20 protein-coding genes are annotated in these 23,092 nt (G+C 63.2%); 4 read left to right on the forward strand and 16 right to left on the reverse strand.

Translation table 11 applies throughout. The features are described from left to right. Nucleotides 1-83: 83 nt before the first annotated feature. Nucleotides 84-2,714, reverse strand: coding sequence for a phosphoenolpyruvate carboxylase (gene ppc / locus RGM2987_RS12100; RefSeq protein ID WP_245141249.1), 2,631 nt, complete (start codon nucleotides 2,712-2,714; stop codon nucleotides 84-86). A 193-nt stretch (nucleotides 2,715-2,907) separates the two neighbouring features. Between ppc and RGM2987_RS12105 the strand changes: the two genes are divergently transcribed. The 3 genes from RGM2987_RS12105 to RGM2987_RS12115 all read left to right on the forward strand — a co-directional run bounded on the left by RGM2987_RS12105 (nucleotide 2,908) and on the right by RGM2987_RS12115 (nucleotide 4,794). Continuing rightward, nucleotides 2,908-3,252 carry a pilin assembly protein gene (locus tag RGM2987_RS12105; RefSeq protein ID WP_245141251.1) on the forward strand — a complete coding sequence of 115 codons (345 nt, stop codon included), beginning with the start codon at nucleotides 2,908-2,910 and terminating at the stop codon, nucleotides 3,250-3,252. A gap of 288 nt (nucleotides 3,253-3,540) precedes the next feature. Then, a complete protein-coding gene (locus RGM2987_RS12110) occupies nucleotides 3,541-3,954 on the forward strand; it encodes a DUF4398 domain-containing protein (RefSeq protein ID WP_245141253.1) in 414 nt (137 codons plus the stop codon). Nucleotides 3,955-4,005: 51 nt separating this feature from the next. Beyond that, nucleotides 4,006-4,794 (forward strand): OmpA family protein, encoded by a 789-nt coding sequence (locus RGM2987_RS12115; RefSeq protein ID WP_245141314.1) that lies wholly within the window; start codon nucleotides 4,006-4,008, stop codon nucleotides 4,792-4,794. A 191-nt stretch (nucleotides 4,795-4,985) separates the two neighbouring features. Here the strand turns inward: RGM2987_RS12115 and RGM2987_RS12120 are convergent, their stop codons facing one another. The 15 genes from RGM2987_RS12120 to RGM2987_RS12190 all read right to left on the reverse strand — a co-directional run bounded on the left by RGM2987_RS12120 (nucleotide 4,986) and on the right by RGM2987_RS12190 (nucleotide 21,616). Then, a complete protein-coding gene (locus tag RGM2987_RS12120; protein WP_245141255.1) occupies nucleotides 4,986-5,315 on the reverse strand; it encodes a hypothetical protein in 330 nt (109 codons plus the stop codon). Continuing rightward, the gene (locus RGM2987_RS12125) at nucleotides 5,312-6,217 is read right to left on the reverse strand and encodes an alpha/beta hydrolase (protein WP_245141258.1); all 906 of its coding nucleotides are present in this window, start codon (nucleotides 6,215-6,217) and stop codon (nucleotides 5,312-5,314) included. The genes RGM2987_RS12120 and RGM2987_RS12125 overlap by 4 nt, the downstream gene beginning before the upstream one ends. Nucleotides 6,218-6,365: 148 nt before the next feature. Beyond that, complete coding sequence (locus tag RGM2987_RS12130) at nucleotides 6,366-7,643, reverse strand: flavohemoglobin expression-modulating QEGLA motif protein (RefSeq protein ID WP_245141260.1); 1,278 nt, start codon at nucleotides 7,641-7,643, stop codon at nucleotides 6,366-6,368. A 35-nt stretch (nucleotides 7,644-7,678) separates the two neighbouring features. After that, nucleotides 7,679-8,233, reverse strand: a complete 555-nt coding sequence (locus RGM2987_RS12135; protein WP_245141262.1) for a hypothetical protein — start codon at nucleotides 8,231-8,233, stop codon at nucleotides 7,679-7,681. Nucleotides 8,234-8,398: 165 nt separating this feature from the next. Continuing rightward, nucleotides 8,399-9,115 carry a TetR family transcriptional regulator gene (locus RGM2987_RS12140; protein ID WP_245141264.1) on the reverse strand — a complete coding sequence of 239 codons (717 nt, stop codon included), beginning with the start codon at nucleotides 9,113-9,115 and terminating at the stop codon, nucleotides 8,399-8,401. Nucleotides 9,116-9,216: 101 nt separating this feature from the next. Continuing rightward, a complete protein-coding gene (gene lysS, locus RGM2987_RS12145) occupies nucleotides 9,217-10,719 on the reverse strand; it encodes a lysine--tRNA ligase (RefSeq protein WP_245141267.1) in 1,503 nt (500 codons plus the stop codon). A gap of 112 nt (nucleotides 10,720-10,831) precedes the next feature. Next, nucleotides 10,832-11,927, reverse strand: a protein-coding gene (gene prfB / locus RGM2987_RS12150) for a peptide chain release factor 2 (protein WP_245141269.1) whose coding sequence is annotated in 2 segments (ribosomal slippage) — nucleotides 10,832-11,854 and nucleotides 11,856-11,927 — 1,095 coding nt in all. Because the reading frame shifts where the segments join, the coding sequence is not laid out codon by codon here. 266 nt (nucleotides 11,928-12,193) lie between these two features. Further along, nucleotides 12,194-13,195: a PleD family two-component system response regulator gene (locus RGM2987_RS12155; protein ID WP_245141271.1), complete on the reverse strand. Its 1,002-nt coding sequence runs from the start codon at nucleotides 13,193-13,195 to the stop codon at nucleotides 12,194-12,196. Nucleotides 13,196-13,242: 47 nt separating this feature from the next. Beyond that, complete coding sequence (locus RGM2987_RS12160) at nucleotides 13,243-14,253, reverse strand: chemotaxis response regulator protein-glutamate methylesterase (RefSeq protein WP_245141273.1); 1,011 nt, start codon at nucleotides 14,251-14,253, stop codon at nucleotides 13,243-13,245. Next, on the reverse strand, nucleotides 14,250-16,532 hold the full coding sequence (locus RGM2987_RS12165; RefSeq protein WP_245141275.1) for a hybrid sensor histidine kinase/response regulator: 2,283 nt from the start codon (nucleotides 16,530-16,532) through the stop codon (nucleotides 14,250-14,252). The genes RGM2987_RS12160 and RGM2987_RS12165 overlap by 4 nt, the downstream gene beginning before the upstream one ends. Next, nucleotides 16,529-17,200, reverse strand: a complete 672-nt coding sequence (locus tag RGM2987_RS12170; RefSeq protein ID WP_245141278.1) for a chemotaxis protein CheW — start codon at nucleotides 17,198-17,200, stop codon at nucleotides 16,529-16,531. Before RGM2987_RS12170 ends, RGM2987_RS12165 begins: the two co-directional genes overlap by 4 nt. Beyond that, nucleotides 17,197-18,462, reverse strand: coding sequence for a protein-glutamate O-methyltransferase CheR (locus tag RGM2987_RS12175; protein ID WP_245141280.1), 1,266 nt, complete (start codon nucleotides 18,460-18,462; stop codon nucleotides 17,197-17,199). The genes RGM2987_RS12170 and RGM2987_RS12175 overlap by 4 nt, the downstream gene beginning before the upstream one ends. After that, on the reverse strand, nucleotides 18,459-18,995 hold the full coding sequence (locus RGM2987_RS12180; protein WP_245141284.1) for a chemotaxis protein CheW: 537 nt from the start codon (nucleotides 18,993-18,995) through the stop codon (nucleotides 18,459-18,461). The genes RGM2987_RS12175 and RGM2987_RS12180 overlap by 4 nt, the downstream gene beginning before the upstream one ends. After that, nucleotides 18,995-20,617, reverse strand: a complete 1,623-nt coding sequence (locus RGM2987_RS12185) for a methyl-accepting chemotaxis protein (RefSeq protein ID WP_245141286.1) — start codon at nucleotides 20,615-20,617, stop codon at nucleotides 18,995-18,997. Before RGM2987_RS12185 ends, RGM2987_RS12180 begins: the two co-directional genes overlap by 1 nt. A 279-nt stretch (nucleotides 20,618-20,896) precedes the next feature. After that, nucleotides 20,897-21,616, reverse strand: a complete 720-nt coding sequence (locus tag RGM2987_RS12190; protein WP_245141288.1) for a tellurite resistance TerB family protein — start codon at nucleotides 21,614-21,616, stop codon at nucleotides 20,897-20,899. A 194-nt stretch (nucleotides 21,617-21,810) separates the two neighbouring features. On the opposite strand from RGM2987_RS12190, the gene ydcS reads away from it, so the two are divergent. Further along, entirely contained in the window at nucleotides 21,811-22,962 is a 1,152-nt protein-coding gene (gene ydcS / locus RGM2987_RS12195; protein WP_245141291.1) for a putative ABC transporter substrate-binding protein YdcS, read from the forward strand. Nucleotides 22,963-23,092: the final 130 nt, after the last annotated feature.

The raw sequence follows: 23,092 nt of genomic DNA on the forward strand, positions 1-23,092 counted from the left end.
CTGTCGCCTGGCCGACCTGTTCCCTCCCCCGTCGGGCAACCCCGCAGACATGCGAGCGGGCTGTTTCGGTGCGCTATCTGACTTTAGCCGGTGTTGCGCAAACCGGCGGCAATCCCGGCCACAGACACCAGCAACGCCTGTTCCACGGGGCTGCCTTGGGCAACTTCCTGCTGCCGTGAGCGTGCCAGCAGTTCGGCTTGCAGCAGGTGCAGCGGATCGAGGTAGGTGTTGCGCAGGCGAATGAATTCCAGGGTGTCAGGGCTATGTGCCAGTAGTTGCGACTGGCCGGTCAACCCGAGCACCACGGAGCAGGCCTGCGACAATAGGTCGCGTAAGTGCGCACCCAATGGCAGCAATTCAGGCTTCACCAGTCGCTCGTCGTAGGAACGGGCGATATCGGCGTCCGCCTTGGCCAGCACCATCTCCAGCATATCGATGCGGGTGCGGAAGAACGGCCACTGCTCACGCATCTGGCCCAGCAATGCGCCTTCGCCGCGCTCCAGGGCCTTGCCCAGAGCGGTTTCCCAGCCCAGCCAGGCCGGCAACATCAGGCGGGTCTGGGTCCAGCCGAAGATCCACGGGATGGCCCGCAGGCTCTCGATCCCGCCCGCCCGACGCTTGGCCGGCCGGCTGCCCAGGGGCAAGCGCCCCAGCTCCTGCTCTGGCGTGGACTGACGGAAGTACTCGACGAATTGCGGGTTCTCCCGCACCACGGCGCGGTAGGCATTGACGCCATCGGTGGCCAGCTCGTCCATCAGGTCTCGCCATTGCGGCGTGGGCGGCGGCGGTGGCAGCAGCGTCGCCTCCAGCACGGCGGCCAGATAGAGATTGAGGTTCTGTTCGGCGATGTCCGGCAGGCCGAATTTGAAACGAATCATTTCGCCCTGTTCCGTGGTGCGGAAACGTCCGGCCACTGAGCCCGGGGGCTGGGACAGGATCGCGGCGTGGGCCGGGCCGCCGCCACGCCCCACGGTGCCACCGCGACCGTGGAACAGCAGCAGTTCGACCTGCTGCTCGCGGCAGATGTCCACCAAGCGTTCCTGGGCCCGATATTGCGCCCAGGCCGCCGCGGTGGTCCCGGCATCCTTGGCCGAATCGGAATAGCCGATCATCACTTCCTGGGGCCCTTGCAGCCGCGAGCGATAGCCCGGCAGCAACAATAGCCGTTCGATCACCGGCCCGGCGTTGTCCAGGTCGGCCAGGGTCTCGAACAGCGGCACCACGCGCATCGGCCGCAGCACGCCGGACTCTTTCAACAACAGCTGGACCGCCAGCACATCGGAAGCCGCGCCGGCCATGGAGATGACATACGACCCCAGGGACGCCGCGGGCGCCGCAGCGACTTCCCGGCAGGTGGCGAGGACTTCCGCGGTGTCGGCAGACGGCTTGAAATGCGCCGGCAGCAACGGACGGCGGTTATTCAGTTCCTCCAGCAGAAAGCTGATGCGTTGTTCTTCGTCCCAGTCCTCGTAGCGGCCAAGGCCCAGGTAATCGGTGATTTCGGTCATGGCCGCGGTATGGCGCGTCGAATCCTGCCGCACGTCGAGGCGCACCAGGAACAAGCCGAAGGTCACCGCCCGGCGCAGGCAGTCGAGCAGCGGCCCATCGGCAATCACGCCCATGCCGCATTCATGCAGCGACTGATAGCACAGCTCCAGCGGATCCAGCAGTTCGCGGTTGTTCTGCAACACCTCGGCGGTGACCGGGGTGGCGGACTTCAGAGAAGCCTGGGCCCAGTTGCGCGTGGCCCGCAGGCGCTCACGCAGTTGCTTGAGCACGGCGCGATAAGGCTCGGCGCTGTCGCCCGCCTGGGCACGCAAGGCCTCGCTGGCCTTCTGCATGGACAGCTCGGCGGCCAGGTGGTCGACGTCCCGCAGGTACAGGTCCGCTGCCATCCACCGCGCCAACAGCAGGACCTCACGGGTCACCGCCGCCGTGACATTCGGGTTGCCGTCACGGTCACCGCCCATCCACGAAGCGAAGCGGATCGGTGCTGCTTCCAGGGGCAGGCGCAGACCGGTGGCGGCATGCAGCGCCTGATCGGCCTTGCGCAAGTAATTGGGGATGGCTTGCCACAGCGAATGCTCGATCACCGCGAAGCCCCACTTCGCCTCATCGACCGGGGTTGGCCGGGTGCGGCGGATTTCTTCGGTGTGCCAGGCTTCGGCGATCAGGCGTTGCAGGCGTTGGTGAATCTGCGTGCGTTCGGCGCTGGTCAGGTCGCGGTGATCTTGGGCCGCCAGTTGCGCGGCGATGGCATCGTATTTCTGAATCAGGGTGCGACGCGCCACTTCCGTGGGGTGGGCCGTGAGCACCAGTTCGATCTCAAGGCGTCCCAACTGCCGGGCCAGGGACTCGGCGCCGTGGCCCTCGGCCCGCAGCCGGGCGAGCAGTTCAGGCAGGACCCGTGCCTCGAAGGGCGCCGGCTGCGATTCCTCGCGGCGGTGGATCAATTGGTACTGCTCGGCGATGTTGGCGAGGTTGAGGAACTGGTTGAATGCCCGTGCCACGGGCAGCAATTCGTCTTCGCTCAGTTGGTTGAGACTGGCGCTGAGCTCGGCGTCTACCGAGCCGCGGCGGTCGGCCTTGGCCCCTTTGCGGATCTGTTCGATCTTGTCGAGAAACGTGTCCCCGTACTGCTCGCGGATGGTATTGCCCAGCAGTTCGCCAAGCAGGTGAACATCCTCGCGCAAGCGCGCATCGATATCGGTCATCAGCAGTTCTCCAGCAAAAAGGTCCGGACAGCTATCGGGGGTAGACGCATGGGTAAAGAGTGCCGATGCCGAACGTTTATGACAAGCGACGAAGGGTCTGTAAACCTTGTAGGACAAAGCTAGTCTCAAGAATAAGCCGCACGACGGCTTGTCACTCACCGCGCCCGCCACGAGCTGGCTGATTGAGGTCATCATGAAAATCCGCGAGCTTGCCCAGCACTGGGAACAAAACGCCAAGGGTCGCCTGACCCAGACCGGCTACACGATTCATCTGGACATGGAAGCCGCCGCACGCCTGGCGGCGATCTGCGACATGTACCCCAAGCGCCAACCCGAAGAACTGTTGGGTGAGTTGATCGGCGCGGCGCTGGAAGAGCTGGAGGCGAGCTTTCCGTACGTCAAGGGCTCGCAAGTCGTCTCCACCGATGAGGAAGGCGACCCGCTGTACGAAGACGTCGGCCCGACCCCGCGCTTCCTCGCCTTGTCCCGTCGGCACTTGCATCAACTTACCTCCCAGACCGACAAGTCAAAGCACTGAATCCCCTTCCCTATGCGTCTCCCGGCACCGTCCTGCCCCCCCCCGCGACAGGTGCCGGGCATACCGCTGCGCGCCGGAAAAGTTCAGCTTTTCAGCACTGACCGATCAGTCAGCAATTGCTTTTTGGCGATTGGCCATCTTCGCTGAACTTTTGAAAAAAGCTTCGGGTCACACCGAATAACCATGCTGGAACGGTCGTTTGATAAACACGCTTGGGCGCCAGCGCCCACCTAGACGCAATGGCTGAGGCCCCGGCATGGATCTGTAGTTTTTTTCAGGAGTTTTCCAATGGAGTTGAAGCCTATGAATACCTGCACTGCCAAACCCTCATCCGCAGGCCTGCGTGGCCTGAAGTTGGCTGCCCTGGCTATCGGTAGCAGCTTCATCCTGGCCGGTTGCGCCGGCAATCCGCCTTCCGAGCAGTACGCGGTGACCCAGTCGGCGGTCAACAGCGCCGTGAGCGCCGGTGGTACCGAGTTCGCCGCTGTGGAAATGAAGTCGGCCCAGGACAAGCTCAAGCAAGCCGAACTGGCCATGCATGACAAGAAATACGACGAAGCCAAGCGTCTGGCCGAACAGGCCGAGTGGGACGCCCGCGTCGCCGAACGCAAGGCCCAGGCCGCCAAGGCTGAACAAGCGCTCAAGGATTCCCAGAAAGGGGTTCAGGAACTGCGTCAGGAAGGCATGAACAAGGTTCAGTAACCCGTTCCCGCCACGACGTATTGCCCATTGATAAAAGGACGACAGACTATGATGCACAAACATTTGATGATGCCCGCCCTGCTCGCCGCTTGCGTAGCGCTGGCCGCTTGCTCCCACGACCCGAACGCTAACCTGGAACAGGCTCGCACCAACTACAACGGCCTGCAGGCCGACCCGGCCGCCACCAAGGTCGCGGCCCTGGAAACCAAGGACGCCGCCGACTTCCTGGCCAAGGCCGACAAGGCCTATCTGGACAAGGAAGACGAAGCCAAGGTCGACCAACTGGCCTACCTGACCAACCAGCGCGTGGAAGTGGCCAAGCAGACCATCGCCCTGCGCAACGCCGAAGCGGCGCTGAAAAACGCCGGCGACGAACGCGCCCGCGCCTTGCTCGACGCGCGTAACGCGCAGATCAAGCAACTGCAGGACAGCCTGAACGCCAAGCAGACCGAACGCGGTACGCTGGTGACCTTCGGCGACGTGCTGTTTGCCACCAACAAGTCCGACCTGCGTGCCAGCGGCGTATCTAACGTGAATAAACTGGCGCAGTTCCTCCAGGAAAATCCGGACCGCAAGGTGATCATCGAGGGTTACACCGACAGCACCGGTTCGGATTCCTACAACCAGTCGCTGTCCGAGCGTCGCGCCAATTCTGTGAGCCTGGCACTGGTGAAAATGGGCGTCGATCCGGCCCGTATCGTGACCCAGGGTTACGGCAAGGAATTCCCGGTCGCCGACAACACCAGCGTCTCGGGCCGCGCCATGAACCGTCGCGTGGAAGTGACCATTTCCAACGACAACCAGCCCGTCGCCCCGCGTTCGAGCCTGAGCGCCAACTGATCGGCTGAAGGCAACGAAAAAGCCCCGCCTGAGCAATCAGGCGGGGCTTTTCATTGGCCGTACACTTCTCCCCTGTGGGAGCGGGCTTGCTCGCGAAGGCGATGTGTCAGTGACCTGTGCATCGATTGACACACTGCATTCGCGAGCAAGCCCGCTCCCACAGAGGATCACTGACACTCACCTGATACGTGTCACGGCTGGAGCTTCTGCGGCGTCTCCTGCCCCATGCAGCGCACGGCACGTTTCTTCTCGTTGACCAGCACGCCGGTCAGGCCTTTCTGCTCGGTGTCGAACAGCACCAGTACGCCGTCGATGCATTGCGCGACCTGGGGCGCCGGCTCCAGGGAGACTTTGTAGTCTTCGCCCGGCACGGTCTTGAGCATGGTGAATTCGTTGAGCCGCAACGCATCCTCGGGTTTGGCGAAGTGCAGGTAGCCGTAGTACCACAGCACGGCAACGGTGCCGAGGATGCTGCAGATGCCGGTGATGATCAGGGGGATGGCGTTACGTTCTTCGCTCATTGCGGGCTCTCTGGGGATTCAACGGGTGATTTCGGATAATTCGGCACTTCTCCCAGGCGGCGCAAGCCGTCGAAATGCTGGGGATCGTCGAGGTAGCGCAGCATCACGGTGCGCCAGGTCGGGTCGGCGAAAGTCTGCACGTGCCCGCCGCGGGTCAATTGCAGCACCCTGGGTGGTGGCGCAGCTTGATACAGGCGGATGCCATTGGAAAGCGGCACGATCGGGTCGTCCAGGCTGTGGTAGATCAGCTTTGGCACATCGGTCAGTTGCGCCACAGAACTGATCGCGCTGTCACCGTCCGGCACCAGCCAGGACAGCGGCACCTGGAACGGCCAGGTCAGCCATGACGTACTCAGGGCGAAACGCCCGACATCGCGATAACTGGCGGGCACGCCGTCGAGCACCAAGGCTTTGAGTTGCCGCTGGCGCTGCGGATGCTCCACCAGGTAATGCACCGCCAGTGCACCGCCCAGGCTCTGGCCGAGCAGTACCAGCGGCTTGCCCTGGACTTGCGGCGACTGGTCCAGCCAGTTGAACGCGGCGTCGAGATCCTGATAGATCGCCGGCAGGCTCGGCTCGCCTTCGGACACGCCATAACCGCGGTAGTCGACCATCAACACCTGATAACCCTGCTCCGGCAACCACCAACTGCCGCCCAGGTGCCAGGCCAGGTTACCGCCATTACCGTGCAGGTGCAGCACCGTGCCCTTGACCTCGACGCCTTTTTTGACCGGCAGCCACCAACCATGGAGCTTGAGACCGTCGGCGGTGGTCAGGGTCACGTCACGGTAGTCGAGTCTGGCCCGCTCCGGGGTAAACGGCAGGCCGCGCTCGGGGTAGAACAGCAGCGAACTGCAACCGCTCAGGGCCAGCAGCAGGCAAAGAATGCCGAGGGTTCGCATCCGGTGAACCTCGTAAAACTTGAAGTTGAAACACAGTCCTTTTGTGGGAGCGGGCTTGCTCGCGAAGGCGTCAGGTCGGCTACCTAATGGGTGACTGACACACCGTATTCGCGAGCAAGCCCGCTCCCACAATTGGACAGCGAGATGTTTAAAGGATATTGGAATAATCCGCTTCGATCCGATCCAGGCTCAGATGGTTCAGGAAGTTGGAGAAGCACATCCAGGCCGACAGCGCGTTCATGTCGCGGAACTGCTCGGGCAGGTACTTGGGCGGTACCACCAGGCCTTCATCCACCAGTTGCCGCAAGGTACGCATGTCTTCAAGGGTGGTCTTGCCGCAGAACAGCAGCGGCACCTGCTCCAGCTTGCCTTTGCGCACGGCGAGCTGAATGTAGTTGTAAACCATGATGAAGCCCTTGAGGTAGGACAAGTCTTTGGTAAATGGCAGACCGGTCGGCACCGAGCCACGGAAAACCCGACTGGCGTTGCCGTAGCTTTCCGCCATCTCGAAGCCTTGCTCACGGAAAAATTCGAAGACCTGCAGGAAGTCGGCGCCCTCCTCGACCATGTGGATCGCACGGGTGCGGTTGGTGAGTTTGCGCAGCCGACTCGGGTAGGAGGCGAAGGTGATGATCTCCATCAGGATCGCCAGGCCTTCCTGGGTCACGGTGGACGAGGGTGGGCCCTTGGACAGGAAGGTGCAGATCGGCTGGTTCAGGCCGTTGAGGGTGGTGCCGACGTGCACCAGCCCTTCATGGACCTCCAGGGCGCGCACGTCGCGCTCGTTGAACATCGCATCGGTGCGGATCTTGATGTAGTCGGCACCCGCCGCCGCGTCGGCCACGATGCCATCGGACTCGAACACGCGGATGGTTTCCTCGGCTTCGCCGAAGACCCGGTTCAAGCGATGTTGCAGCAGGTTGACGGCCTCCTGGGCGTTGAGCACCTTCGGCTCGTCCTTCAGGTCGCCACGGCCATCGATGTTGTTCAGGTAATCGGACAGCATCAGGCCCAGGTCGGCCAGGGTCGGGTCGCCGGCATGGAACGCGTCGGACGCAGCCCCATACAGTTCCTGGGAAATCAGCCCGAAATCCTCGGTGCCGCGGGCTTCGAGCATGCGCACCACCATGCGGTACTCCTTGCACATGCGGCGCATGATCTGGCCCACCGGGTTGAACTGCCCGAGTTGGCGGGTGATGTCGCGCTCGATGTTCTGGAACTCCAGCTTCACTTTGCTGGAATCGAAGGACAGCGGTCGATTGAGGTAATAGTCGCGGTCCACCGCAGGCATTTCCTTGCCCTTGGCCTTGAGAAACCCCTTGCGGATGTTCTCGTCCCACTTCACCGCATCGAGGATGCGAATCGGCGTTTGCGCCAGCACAATGCGATCGGACAAGGTGCGTATCGTCTGCTGGTAATCGTCCACCCGTAACTCCTGTGAAAAAACGTCTGCCTGCTGCGTTATTGGGTTTTGTCCAGCCGTCGGTAGCGCACGGCCTCGGAGAACACATCGGAATTGGCCGGATCATCGAGGTAACTGAAGACCGCGCCCATGTCGCTGTCCACCAGCACGCCATCACCTTCATCGCTCGGGTTCGCCTGGCCGCTGAGCCGCTTCTGGCCGATGGCCTGGCTGATCTGTTCCAGGTCCAGGTTGTAGACCACCAACTCCTGCTGATCGGTCAATTCAAAGCCGGCGATGATGTAATGGCCTCCGAATCGGGCCGGCACCTTGGCCGACAGGTACCAACGACTGCCATGCCGGGACACGGTCAGGGGGATGGCTTCGCGCTCCTGAGGTCGGGCCCGGAAGTAGCTGATGGCCTGGTAATGGTGCTTGCTGACCTGGGTGAGCTCAAGGTTCAGCGGCTCGCCCCAGGCATTGGTGCTGGTCCAGTGACCGAGCAGGCCCTTAGGCGCGGCTTCGCTGTCGGGCAACGGTGCCTTGAATGACACCAGACAGCCGCTGATCAGCAGCAAGGAAACGGCCAGTACAACGGCACGCCAGGCTTTCATTGGAACTCCCTATGGCAACTGTGGCGAGGGGATTTATCCCCGTTGGGCTGCGCAGCAGCCCCAAAACTTGCGACTCAATCAAAATGACGCATTGAGGAGCCAGGTTTCAGGGCCGCTGCGCGCCCCAGCGGGGATAAATCCCCTCGCCACAAGGGGGCCTGTGTTTCAGACAGACGCCAATACCAGGTGCATGTAGCGGGTCAGGATGCCGAGCATGTCTTCATCGGCCACCGGCTCGGCGCCATTGAGCAAGCCCTGATATTCCATCCGTCCGATAATCGCCGTCAACACTTTGGCATCCTGTTGCGGATCACGCGAGCCTAATACCTGGAAAATCTGACAGGTACCTTGCAACAGGATCTGCTGGTGGGAACGCACCAGTTCAGCCAGCCGCGGGTTGAGCAGCGCTTCCTGGCGAAAGGCCTGCTCGGCCATCAGGTATTCGCGACGGGTGTGCAACTGATGCTGCACGTAGTCGGCGGCCAGCCGCGCCATATCGTCTGCCAGTTGCGAACGGGATCCGGCGCTGCCGTCCCCGTAGGCGACCATTTCCCGCAGCAGGCCTTCCTTGTTGGTCCACAGCTTGGCCATGAACGCCGCGCTGCGCTCCACGTACTGGGCGAAGGTATCGGTGAGCAGGTCATCGATATCCTTGAAGTAGTAAGTGGTGGCCGACAACGGCACACCCGCTTCGGCGGCCACGGCGCGATGGCGCACCGCCCGTACGCCGTCGCGCACCACGATGCGCATGGCCGCGTCGAGAATTTCCTGGCGACGCTGCTCACTGCCCTGCCGGCTGGCCTTGCGACCCTGGTATTGAACACTTTCAGCGACAGCCGTGGCGACGCCCGCTGCACCTTCTGAAGCCATTGCACGATTCACGACAGGTCTTTCCTCGCTGTTTCACAAGTAACCATTTGATACGTTTGTACCAGACAGGCAATAAAAAGCCGCCCTTCCAGGCGGCTTTTTAATTGAAGCACTTACGCTTGAGGCCGCATGTGCGGGAAGAGGATGACATCCCGGATCGACGGTGAGTTGGTCAGCAACATCACCAGGCGATCGATGCCGATGCCTTCACCGGCGGTCGGCGGCATGCCGTACTCCAGGGCGCGCACGAAGTCGGCATCGTAGTGCATGGCCTCGTCGTCGCCCGCGTCCTTGTCGGCCACCTGGGCCATGAAGCGCTCGGCCTGGTCTTCCGCGTCATTGAGCTCGGAGTAGGCGTTGGCGATTTCACGGCCGCCGATGAACAGCTCGAAACGGTCGGTCACGCTCGGATTTTCATCGTTGCGACGGGCCAGCGGCGAGACTTCGAACGGGTACTGGGTGATGAAATGCGGCTGCTCCAGCTTGTGCTCGACCAGCTCTTCGAAAATCATCACTTGCAGCTTGCCCAGGCCTTCGAAGCCGAGCACCTTGGCGCCGGCTTTCTTGGCGATGGCGCGGGCCTTGTCGATGTCGTTGAGGTCATCGGCAGTCAGTTCAGGGTTGTACTTGAGGATCGAGTCGAACACCGACAGACGCACGAACGGCTCGCCGAAGTGGAACACCTTGTCGCCGTACGGCACGTCGGTGGTCCCGAGAACAAGCTGCGCCAGCTCGCGGAACAGCTCTTCGGTCAGGTCCATGTTGTCTTCGTAGTCGGCGTAGGCCTGGTAGAACTCGAGCATGGTGAACTCGGGGTTGTGCCGGGTCGAAACGCCTTCGTTACGGAAGTTGCGGTTGATCTCGAAGACCTTTTCAAAGCCACCGACCACCAGGCGCTTGAGGTACAGCTCCGGGGCGATGCGCAGGAACATTTCCATGTCCAGGGCATTGTGGTGGGTCTCGAACGGCTTGGCCGCCGCACCACCAGGAATGGTCTGCAACATCGGCGTCTCGACTTCGAGGAAGTCACGCTTCATCAGGAAGCTGCGGATGTGGGCGATAACCTGCGAGCGCACGCGGAAGGTCTGGCGCACGTCTTCGTTGACGATCAGGTCGACGTAGCGCTGGCGATAGCGCTGCTCGGTGTCGGTCAGGCCGTGGTGCTTGTCCGGCAGCGGCCGCAGGGACTTGGTCAGCAGGCGCACGCTGGTCATTTCGACGTACAGGTCGCCCTTGCCGGAACGGGCCAGGGTGCCTTCGGCGGCGATGATATCGCCCAGGTCCCAGGTCTTGACGGCGGCCAGGGTTTCTTCCGGCAGGGTCTTGCGGTTGACGTAGACCTGGATGCGCCCGGTCATGTCCTGGATCACCATGAACGAACCACGGTTGAGCATGATGCGACCAGCCACCTTGACTGGAATCGCCGCCTCGGCCAGCTCTTCCTTGGTCTTGTCCACATACTTCTTCTGCAAGGCGTCGCAGTACGAGTCGCGGCGGAAGTCGTTGGGGAAGGCCTGGCCCTTGGCGCGCTCGGCAGCCAGCTTTTCCTTGCGCAGGGCGATCAGGGAGTTTTCTTCCTGTTGCAGGGCTTGCGGGTCGAGTTCTAGGTCGCTCATGTCTTTAAGGATTCCATCACAGGTTCGTTGCCCCCAGCCTGCGGCTGGGGATCGCGGGCAAGCCCGCTCCCACAGGGATCGCAGTGTGTCAGTCGATCCCGTGTTGCATCTTTTACAGGCCTTGCTTGAGGCTCGCTTCCAGGTATTCGTCGATGTCGCCGTCGAGCACCTTGTCGCAGTCGCTGCGTTCGATGTTGGTGCGCAGGTCCTTGATCCGCGAGGCGTCGAGCACGTACGACCGGATCTGGTGGCCCCAGCCGATGTCGGACTTGGTGTCTTCCAGGGCCTGGGACGCCGCGTTGCGCTTCTGCACTTCCTGCTCGTACAGGCGCGCCCGGAGCATCTTCATCGCGGTGTCTTTGTTGGCGTGCTGGGAGCGCTCGTTCTGGCAACTGACCACGGTATTGGTCGGTACGTGGGTGATCCGTACGGCCGAGTCGGTGGTGTTGACGTGCTGGCCGCCGGCGCCGGAAGAGCGGTAGGTGTCGATACGCAGGTCCGCCGGGTTGATCTCGATTTCGATGTTGTCATCGATTTCCGGCGAAACGAACACCGCCGAGAACGAGGTGTGGCGACGGTTGCCGGAGTCGAACGGGCTCTTGCGCACCAGGCGGTGCACGCCGATCTCGGTGCGCAGCCAGCCAAAGGCGTATTCGCCCTTGATGTGCACGGTAGCACCTTTGATCCCGGCGACTTCACCGGCCGACAGTTCCATGATGGTCGCGTCGAAACCGCGTTTGTCGGCCCAGCGCAGGTACATGCGCAGCAGGATGTTGGCCCAGTCCTGGGCTTCGGTGCCGCCGGAACCGGCCTGGATGTCCAGGTACGCGTTGTTCATGTCCATCTCGCCGCTGAACATGCGACGGAATTCCAGCTTGGCCAGGGACTCGTCCAGGCGTGTCAGCTCGGCGACGACATCGCCGACCGCACCCTCGTCTTCTTCTTCGACAGCCATGTCCAGCAGGTCGCGGCAATCGGCCAGGCCGCTGGACAGCTCGTCCAGGGTCTCGACGATCTGCGCCAGGGCAGAACGCTCGCGGCCCAGTTCCTGGGCATACGAAGGGTTGTTCCAGACACTCGGATCTTCAAGCTCGCGATTGACTTCGGTCAGACGCTCATGCTTTTGATCGTAGTCAAAGATACCCCCGAATAGTTTCGGAGCGCTCGGACAGGTCCTTGATGGTGTTCAGGATCGGGTTGATTTCCATGGCGGGCAGCACTCGTTGGCGAACTTTTGAAAGCCGGCGAGTATAACGTAATCAAGCGCCAGCGGCAGCCCGCCTGGCGGCTTTAGGGGCACCAATGTGCAGTTCTTGTGCTGTTCCCGTGGCGGGGGAGCTTGCTCCCGCTCGGCTGCGCAGCAGACGCAATGACGGCCAGGCGATGGATTCCGACTGCCGGAAAAGCGAGGGCCGCTTCGCGCCCCAGCGGGAGCAAGCTCCCTCGCCACAGAAGTGTCTTCGTCCGCATGGCGCTACTCAACCCCCACCCGATTGCGCCCATTGTGCTTGGCCATGTACAGCCCTTTGTCCGCCGCCGAAATCAGTTGCCGGCAATCGCCACCCTGCTGCGGGGTCACGGTCGAGACGCCGATGCTGACGGTCAGGTGGTGGCCGCCGTCCGGCGTGGCGTGGGGGATTTGCAGGGCGGCGATGGTCTGCCGGAGTTTTTCGGCCATCAGCCGCGCGCCGCCGGGTGAAGTACTCGGCAGGACCAGGGCGAACTCTTCGCCGCCGTAACGGGCCGGCAGGTCGGAGGGCCGGCTACAGGCCTCGCGGATCGCCGTGGCGACCTTGCGCAGGGCTTCGTCGCCATCCAGATGACCGAAGTTGTCGTTGTAGGATTTGAAATAGTCCACGTCGATCATCAGCAGCGACAGCTGGCTCTGGTCGCGCATCGCCCGCCTCCACTCCAGCTCCAGGTACTCGTCGAAGTGTCGGCGGTTGGACAGGCCAGTCAGGCCATCGGAGTTCATCAACCGTTGCAGCACCAGGTTGGTGTCGAGCAGTTGCTGCTGGCTGACCCGCAGGGCGCGATAGGCCGCGTCACGCTGCAACAGCATCATGTAGGAGCGTGAGTGATAGCGGATGCGCGCCACCAGCTCGATGTTGTCCGGCAACTTCACCAGGTAATCATTGGCCCCGGCCGCGAACGCCGCGCTCTTGATCAGCGGGTCCTCCTTGGTGGACAGGACAATGATCGGAATATCCTGGGTGGCCGGATGATTACGGTAGTCACGCACCAGGCTCAGGCCATCGAGGCCGGGCATCACCAGGTCCTGGAGAATCACCGTCGGCTTGATGCGTATCGCATGGGCAACGGCCTGGTACGGGTCGGAACAGAAATGGAAGTCGATGTTCTCTTCATCCGCCAGCCCGCGCCGCACTGCCTCGCCGATCATGGCCTGGTCGTCGACGAGCAGGACCATGGCGGCATTTTCATCGCTCTTGAAGTCGTCGAGCTGTAATTCATTCATGGGGCTTACCTGAGTACGGCTAGGGGGCAAGGCTGCCGGGGGCTTGGTCATTGGGTAAAAATCTTCAACAGCCGTGGCGCGATATCGTCCAGGGCAAGGATATGGACGGCAGCGTCGATGGCGGCTGCCGCTTTCGGCATGCCGTACACCGCACTGCTCTGCTGGTCCTGGGCGATGGTCACGCAGCCTTGCTGGCGCATGAGTTTAAGCCCTTGGGCACCGTCGCGGCCCATGCCGGTGAGCAAGACGCCAACCGCATCACCGCTCCAGAACTGGGCGACACTTTCAAAGAACACGTCGATGGAGGGCCGATAGATCTCGTTCACCGGCTCGGCGGTGTAGGCCAGGGTGCCATCCTTCAACAAACGCAGATGATGATTGGTCCCGGCCAGCAGCACCGTGCCGCGTTGCGGTCTCTCGCCGTGCACCGCCAGGCGAACCCGGTGGCCCGACGCACTGCTCAGCCATTCGGCCATGCCACCGGCAAACACCTCGTCCACATGCTGGACCAGCACGATGGCCGGTTCGAAATCCCGGGGCAGCGCCTTGAGCAGCACCTCCAGGGCCGCCGGCCCACCCGCCGATGAGCCGATCGCCAACAGGCTGTTGCGCGACACGGCAGCACGCTGGGGCGCCTGCGCCGGTCGTTCATGCTTGTTGCGCTCGCCGATCAGCCAGCCGATGTTGGTGATCTTGCGCAGCAGCGGCGCCGCGGCGTCCTGGGGGTTGCCGACCCCGAGGGCCGGCGTATCCACCACATCCAGCGCGCCGTGGCCCATGGCCTCGAACACGCGGTGGACGTTCTGCTGGCTGTCGCCGGTGACAATCACAATGGCGCACGGATTCTCGGCCATGATCCGCCGGGTGGCCTCCACGCCATCCATGATCGGCATGAACAGGTCCATCAGGATCAGGTCCGGGGTGTATTCGGCGCTGCGTTGTACCGCTTCGGCGCCGTTGGCGGCCACCCAGACCAACTGGTGCGCCGGCTCGAATGCCAGGGCACGGCGCAGGGCTTCGACCGCCAGGGGCATGTCATTGACGATGGCGATCTTCAAGCGCGGGCCCCTCCAATCAATTCAACCACGGCGTCGAGCAAGGCGTCGTCGTGGAAACTCGCCTTGGCTAGATAATAGTCGGCTCCGGCGTCCAGGCCACGGCGGCGATCTTCTTCGCGGTCCTTGTAGGACACCACCATCACCGGCAGCGATTGCAGGCGGTTGTCGCGTCGCAAAAGTGAGACCAGCTCGATGCCGTCCATGCGCGGCATGTCGATATCGGTAATCAGCAGGTCAAAGTCCTCCGAACGCAAGGCGTTCCAGCCGTCCATGCCGTCCACCGCCACCGCCACGTCGTAACCGCGATTGAGCAGCAGCTTGCGTTGCAACTCGCGCACGGTCAGCGAGTCGTCCACCACCAGGATCCGTTTGCGCGGGGTCTGGGCCTGGTTCTGCCGGGCGATGCGTTCCAGGCGCCCGGTGTCGAGCAATTTATCCACGGAACGCAGCAGGTCTTCGACGTCGATGATCAATACCACCGAACCGTCGTCCAGCAAGGCCCCGGCGGAAATGTCCTGGACCTTGCCCAGGCGTTCGTCCAGCGGCAGCACCACCAGGGTCCGCTCGCCAATGAACCGCTCCACCGCCACGCCGTAGATCGTCTCGCGCTCGCGGATCACCACGACCTTGAGGGTCTGGCCGCTGTTCTGGGTCGCCGGGCGATTGAGCAACTGGCTCGCCGCGACCAGCCCGACATGCCGGCCTTCGTGCCAGAAATGCTGGCGCCCCTCGACCTGGACGATGTCCTCCGAGGCCAGGTCGCACATGCGCTCGATGTGGGCCAGGGGGAAGGCGTAGGCTTCACCGCCGACTTCCACCACCAGACTGCGCACCACCGACAGCGTCAGCGGCACTTCGAGATGGAAACGACTGCCCTCGCCCGCCGTCTGCTCCAGCACCACCGCACCGCGCAATTGCCGGACCATGTGCTGGACGGCATCGAGGCCCACGCCACGCCCCGAGACTTCGGTGACCTTGTCCCGCAGGCTGAAACCGGGCAGGAACAGGAAGGTCAGCAGCTCCTCTTCGCTCAGGCTGGCGGCGGCGTGCTCCGGAGAAAGGCCGCGCTCGACGACGCTGCGGCGGACCTTTTCCAGGTCCACGCCGGCGCCGTCGTCCGCCAGTTCCAGTACCAGCAGGCCGGCCTGATGGGAGGCACGCAGGCGAATCAGGCCCTCGGCGGGCTTACCAGTCAGCACCCGTTGCTCCGGGTTCTCGATGCCATGGTCGACCGCGTTACGCAGCAGGTGGGTCAGCGGCGCTTCGAGTTTTTCCAGCACGTCGCGGTCGACCTGGGTTTTCTCGCCTTCGACTTCCAGGCGCACCTGTTTGCCCAGGCTGCGACCGAGGTCACGGACCATGCGCACCTGGCCCGAGAGCACATCGGCAAACGGACGCATGCGGCAAGCCAGCGCCGTGTCATACAGCACCTGCGCGCGCTGGCCGGCCTGCCAGGCGAACTCGTCCAGCTCGGCGGTCTTGTCCGCCAGCAATTGCTGGGTTTGCGCCAGCAGCCGCCGGGCATCGCCGAGGGCTTCCTGGGCTTGCAGGCTCAGGGCATGGTCCTTGAGGTGCACGTTGAGTTCTTCAAGGGCTCGCAGGCCGTTGCTTTGCTGGCGCTTGAGCCGCTGCATCGCCGCCAGCCAGGGTTGCAGGCGCTGGGTTTCCACCAGGGATTTGCTCGACAGGTCGAGCAGGCTGTTGAGGCGTTCAGCCGTGACGCGCAGAACTCGCTCGCCACTGTCGGTGATCCGCCTGTTGCGGGGAGCCGGTTCCACTGGCACATCGGGCACCGCTCCAGGCACCTCGATACGCACCGGCTCGACGGGCGTCTCGATGGTGGCCGGCGCCGCCTCCGGAGTCTGCGCCAGTAGCGGAATCTGCGCCGCCTCCGGATCAACCAGGCGCGTCATCATTGCCACATAGGCGTCAATGTCCGGCACGCCGACGTCGTTGCCCGGCGTGGCGATACGCGTCAGCAGGTCAGTGCCTCGCAGCAAGGCATCGATGTGTTCGGCACTCAGCACCAGGCGCCGCTCCTGGGCCCCCACCAGGCAATCTTCCATGACGTGCGCCACGCTGACCCCGGCGTCCACCCCGACGATGCGCGCCGCGCCCTTGAGTGAGTGCGCCGCGCGCATGCACGACTCCAGGTATTGGGCCTGGGTCGGATCACGTTCCAGGGCCAGCAATCCAGTACTGAGCACCTGGACCTGGGCCTCGGCTTCCAGGCTGAACAGTTCGAGCAACGAGGCGTCGCGCATCTGGTCAGGGGTCATGACAGGCTCCGGGTCACGGCGGACAGCAGCTGTTCCTCGTCCAGCCAACGCAGGCTGCGTCCCTTGTAATGCAACACGCCGCGGGTGTATTTGCCTGCCGATTGCGAAGCGCTCGCCAGGATCCGCTCGTCGATGGCGTGGATGCCGTCCACTTCGTCCACCGGGACCACCACCGGTCCGCCCTTGGCGGCGACAATCAACATGCGCGGCATGATCCTGCCACCGGCCTGCGCCGCCGCGCCCGGTTCCAGGTCCAGCAGTTCCACCAGCGACAGGCAGGCCACCAGGGCGCCGCGCACGTTCGCCACGCCAAGCAAGGCACGCGAGCGCTGGTGGGGCAAGGAATGGATCGGCTGCAACGGCGCCACTTCCACCAGGCTGCGAGTGGTCAGGCCCAGCCACTCCTCGCCGAGGCGAAACATCAACAGCGAACGCGTGACAATCTCGCTGTCCAGCGGAGCGCGGGCCAGGTCCCGGTCCTCCTGCTGCAAGGCATAGCGGTCCAGCAGCCGGGTCGCGGCGGCCGAGTACACCGAGCAGTTGCGGCAATGAATATGCTCGGCCAGCAGTGGGCAGGATCTGTCGCCGTGCACCCCGATGCGGTTCCAGCAATCGTCGATGGCCTGGGCATCGTCATGGGTGGCATTGTAAGAAGCCGAACCGCTCATCGTTTACGCTCACTGTCTGCCGCGCGCCCGCTACGGACGGCGCGATCCTGCAATCGACGGGCTCCGGCCGCGTCTCCCTGAGAAGCCAGCAGCGCCGCCAGATGCACCAGGGCCTCGGCATGCTGCGGTTCGAGATAAAGTGCCTTGCGATAAAAACCCTGGGCTTCAAGCGCACTGCCGGCCATGTCGCTGAGCAGCCCCAGCCAATAGAAGACCTGGGCCTTGGGTTCATGGTTGCGCAGGTAGTGTTCACAGGCGGCACGGGCCTCGGCGCTCTTGCCGCTGTTGGCCAGGGCGGCAATCTGCGCCAGCAAGGTGGCGGCGTCGCTGCCCTTGGGTTCGGTAATTGGCACGGGGCTGGCGGCGAACGGTCGAGGCCGGATCACCGGCGGAACGACCCGGGCCGCTGGCGGGCGAATCGGCAACGGGGTGGGCACCAGGACCGGTATCGGCTGCGGTTCGGGCGCGCCTTGGCGACTGAAGGCAAACGACTGGGCAACGCCGATCGAGCGCATGCCCAACCGACCCAGCAAACTGCCCTCGGCAGGGCCGATAAACAACACGCCATCCTGATGCGTCAGGCGCTTGAGCACTTCGAACACCTGCTGCTGGGTCGGTTGGTCGAAATAGATCAGCAGGTTGCGACAGAACACGAAATCGTAGGGCGCTTCGTTCGCCAGCAAGGCCGGATCCAACAGGTTGCCCACCTGCAAACGGACCTGTTCACGCACCCGTTCGCTGAGGCGATAGCCCTCGTTTTCGGCGGTGAAATGCCGTTCGCGGAACACCAGGTCTGCGCCACGGAAGGAGTTCCGGCCATACAGCGCCTGCCTGGCACGCTCCACCGACGCGGGGCTGACGTCCAGCCCGTCCACCTTGAATTGATGGGGCCCCAGGCCGGCGTCAAGCAAAGCCATGGCAATGGAATAGGGTTCTTCACCGGTGGAACACGGCAGGCTGAGGATGCGCAAGGCCCGCAGGTGCTTGATCTCGGCCAGGCGCTTGATTGCCAGCCTGGCGAGGGTCGCAAAGGACTCGGGATAGCGAAAGAACCAGGTCTCCGGAACGATCACCGCCTCGATCAACGCCTGCTGCTCCTGGGTCGAGTGCTGGAGACACTGCCAATACTCGTCGGCGGTTCGCCCGGGCACGGCAGCAGTACGCTGGCGCAACGCCCGCTCGATGATGGCGGTGCCGACGGAGGTCACATCCAGGCCGATGCGCTCCTTGAGGAAATCGAAAAACCGCTGGTCGTTGTTCATGTCCCGGCCTCGAGGTCATCGAGGTTCAACGCTGGCGTGGGGAACAACATGGCGCGGACCGACTCATCCAGCAGATCATTGACCCGCACCCATTGCAGCAATCCCTGGGCGTCTTCGCGCACCGGGCCGAGATACGGTGCCTCGCGGTTTTCCAGTCCATAGGGCTGAAAATCCGCTGGGTCGCAGCGCAGGGTGTCCGTGGCTTGCTCAAGGATCAGTCCCAATACCCGCCCGGTTGGCTCGGCGTCGGGCCGATAGTTGACCAGCACCAGGCGCGTGCTGGTACGGGCCTCGGCGCGCTGGCCGAACGTCAGGGCACACAGGTCGAGCACCGGCACCACGGTCCCGCGCCAGGCAAACACACCCGCCACCCAGGACGGCGCCCGCGCAATGGGCTTGAGGGACAGGCGCGGCAGCACTTCCACGACATCGATGGCTTGCAGGGCGTAGCGTTCGCCGCCGATGCAGAACACCAGGAACAACGCCTGGCGGGCCGCCGGCGCCGCACCGCGCCTGGTCTCGAATTCGCCCATCAGACTTTAAAGCGCGAGACGCCGCTGCGCAGCCCCACGGCCACCTGGCTCAGCTCGTCGATGGCGGAACTGGCCTGGCGCAGGGAGTCCACCGTCTGGCTGCTGGCATCGCCCAGTTGCACCAGCGCATGGTTGATCTGCTCGGCGCCGGTGGCCTGGGCCTGCATGCCTTCGTTGACCATCAACACCCGCGGTGCAAGGGCCTGGACCTGATGGATGATCTGCGACAGTTGCTCGCCCACCTGTTGCACCTCGGCCATGCCCCGGCGCACCTCCTCGGAGAACTTGTCCATGCCCATCACGCCCGCCGAGACAGCGGACTGGATCTCACGGACCATTTGCTCGATGTCATAGGTGGCCACGGCCGTCTGGTCAGCCAGCCGTCGCACTTCCGTGGCGACTACGGCAAAACCGCGCCCGTATTCGCCAGCCTTCTCGGCTTCGATGGCGGCGTTGAGGGACAGCAGGTTGGTCTGGTCAGCCACCTTGACGATGGTGGTCACCACCTGGTTGATGTTGCCGGCCTTCTCGTTGAGGATCGCCAGCTTGGCGTTCACCAGGTCGGCGGCGCCCATCACCGAGTGCATGGTTTCTTCCATACGCGCCAGGCCTTGCTGGCCGGAGCCGGCGGCCACCGAGGCCTGGTCGGCGGCGGTGGACACTTCGGTCATGGTGCGCACCAGATCCCGGGAGGTGGCGGCGATTTCCCTGGAGGTCGCGCCGATCTCGGTGGTGGTGGCGGCAGTTTCGGTGGCCGTGGCCTGTTGCTCGCGGGAGGTGGCGGCGATCTCGGTCACCGAGGTGGTGACCTGCACCGAGGAACGCTGGGCCTGGGACACCAGCGCCGTCAACTCGGTCATCATGTCGTTGAAACCGGTCTCCACTGCGCCGAACTCGTCCTTGCGCGCCAGGTTCAGGCGCCCGCTCAGGTCGCCCGTGCGCATGACTTCGAGGATCTCGACGATGCGGTTCATCGGCGCCATGATCGCCCGCATCAACAGCAGGCCGCAGAGCAAGGCGATGACCAGCGCGACGAGAAACGACAGGCCCATGGCGACCTTGGCCGCCGTCACCGCGTCATCGATGGTCTGAGTGGCGTTTTCCGCCAGCTCACGGTTGCGCTCGATGATGTGATTCAAGTGGGTACGGCCGCCGATCCAGGCCGGCGTCAGCTCCTTATCCAACGCCTGCCGCGCCGCGTCATATTCCTTACGCTGGTACAGATCCAGGACCTTGGCCATGGCCAGGTTGAACGCCTGGTGATTGGTCTCGAACTCGTCGAAAGATGCCTGGTCGGCCGGGTTCTGGATCAGCTGCTGATAGTTCTGTATTTCCTCGCGCAGGTGCTGCTCGAAACCCTGGTAGCGGGCCTTGTCTTCGGCGGTGATCTCGCGGTTCCCCGAGAGGCCGACGATCTGCTGGGTGAGCACGTAGTTATCGACCCAGCCGCCGCGAATCATCGAGCTGTAATACACCCCTGGCACCGCATCGGCCCGCACCTTTTCCTCGCTGTCCTGGATTTTCAACAACCGTGAATACGAGACCACCACCATCAGCAGCATGATGGCGATGATGACTGCAAAACTCGCCAGGATGCGTTGGCGCAACGTCCAGTTCTTCACAGGAAAACCTCAGGCACTTTGAAAATGCTGGGGAGTATAGCTGAGGGTTGCGTGGGGTCTGTATGGCGGTGGTGGGGATTTTGACGACTTTCGACACTTCAAAAAACTCAAGCCTGGCTCGGCTGTGACAGTCGACGAAAAACCATTGTGGGAGCGGGCTTGCTCGCGAAAGCGGAGTGTCAGTCGCCATTATCAGTGGCTGGTACACCGCATTCGCGAGCAAGCCCGCTCCCACAGGGTAAGTGTCAGCAGCAAGGCCATTGAGACCCTGGGCCAAGTTTACACAGCCGCCTCGCGCACCTGCTTCTCCAACTCCGCCTTCAACCCAGGCTCCAGCTTGAGCTGGCGTGCCAGTTCATCGAGGTAGGATTTTTCCATGAAGTTTTCCTCGTCTACCAACATCACGCTGGCAATGTACATTTCCGCCGCCATTTCCGGAGTGCCGGCAGCGCGGGCGACGTCGGTGGGATCCAGCGGTTTGTTGAGTTCGGCGTGCAGCCAGTGTTGCAGTTCCTGGTCGTTGTCGAGCTTGGTGAACTCACCTTCGATCAACTGGCGCTCGCGCTCATCCACGTGACCGTCGGCCTTGGCCGCCGCCACCAGCGCCTTGAGAATCGCCTGGGCGTGCTGTTCGACCTGGGCCGGCGGAACGCGGTCCAGTGTCTTCGGCTCGGTTTGCGCTGCCTTGCCCTGCTGCGCCTGCCAATTACCGTAGGCCTTGTAGGCGATCACGCCCAGGGCCGCCAGGCCACCATAGGCCAGGGCCTTGCCGCCAAAGTTACGGGCCTTCTTGTTGCCCAGCAGCAGGCCCATGGCCCCGGCGGCCAGCGCCTTGCCGCCTGCGCCGGAGAGCATGCCGCCCAGGCCACCAGCGTTACTGGAGCCACCGAGCAACCCGCCCAAGCCCCCGGATGACCTGCCCTGAGCGCCGCCGGCCTTGTTCTGCAACAGTTCCTGACCGGACTTGAGTAGCTGATCGAGCAATCCACGAGTGTTCATTTGAAACCTCCACATTCGGGTCAAGCGAACCATTAAGGCCACCAGCCTAGATCGAAAGTGCCCGGCAGCCGCGACGAGTTTGCTTCCAGATGTTGCCTGGATAAAGAACAGCACTACGCTGATAGCAGGCCCCCGGTGGCCGTTCGTACCGTCGCGCCCCTGCCCCGACCACCATTGAAGCAAGAGGGATTTCCATGTACGCGCACAAGACCGCATGGCCCAGCGCAATCACCCTGGCGCTGCTGACCAGTGTCAGCCTCCAGGCCGCCGAACCGCTCAAGGCCGTTGGCGTCGGCGAAGGCCAATTGGACATCATCGCCTGGCCGGGCTACATCGAGCGAGGCGAAAGCGACAAAGCCTACGATTGGGTGACCGGTTTCGAAAAAGACAGCGGCTGCAAGGTCAACGTGAAGACCGCGGCGACGTCCGACGAAATGGTCAGCCTGATGACCAAGGGCGGTTACGACCTGGTCACCGCCTCGGGCGACGCCTCCCTGCGCCTCATCGCCGGCAAGCGCGTACAGCCGATCAACACCGCGCTGATTCCCAACTGGAAAACCCTCGACCCGCGCCTCAAGGATGCACCGTGGTACGTGGTCAACCAGCAGACCTACGGCACGCCCTACCAGTGGGGCCCAAACGTACTGATGTACAACACCACGGTGTTCAAGCAGCCGCCCACCAGCTGGAGCGTGGTCTTCACCCCTCAGTCCTTGCCCGACGGCAAGCCGAACAAGGGCCGCGTGCAGGCCTACGATGGGCCGATCTACATCGCCGATGCAGCGCTTTACCTCAAGACCGCCAAGCCTGAGCTGGGCATCAAGGATCCGTACCAACTCGACGAAGCACAGTACAAGGCCGTGCTGGAGTTGCTAAGGGCACAGCAACCGCTGATTCACCGTTACTGGCACGACACCACTGTGCAGATGAGCGACTTCAAGAACGAAGGCGTGGTGGCGTCCGGCGCCTGGCCGTATCAGGTCAATGGCCTGATGAACGAGAAGCAGCCGATCGCCTCGACCATTCCCAAGGAGGGCGCCACCGGCTGGGCCGACACCACCATGCTCCACGCCGAAGCCAAGCACCCCAACTGCGCGTACAAATGGATGGACTGGTCGCTGCAACCCAAGGTCCAGGGCGACGTGGCCGCGTGGTTCGGCTCCTTGCCCGCCGTGCCTGCGGCGTGCAAGGGCAGCGAGCTGCTGGGCGCCGAAGGTTGCAAGACCAACGGTTTCGACCAGTTCGACAAGATCGCCTTCTGGAAAACCCCGCAGGCCGAAGGTGGCAAGTTCGTGCCGTATAGCCGCTGGACCCAGGACTACATTGCGATCATGGGGGGGCGGTAGGACCAATAAGTCGGCATGAAAGAACGGGTGAACATCTGCCTTTGTGGCGAGGGGATTTATCCCCGCTGGGCGCGAAGCGCCCCCAAGACTGACGTCTCATGGTTTCAGACAGATTGAGTCGCCTGCTTTG

Source organism: Pseudomonas sp. RGM2987, from assembly GCF_022952855.1.
Taxonomy (GTDB): Bacteria; Pseudomonadota; Gammaproteobacteria; order Pseudomonadales; family Pseudomonadaceae; genus Aquipseudomonas.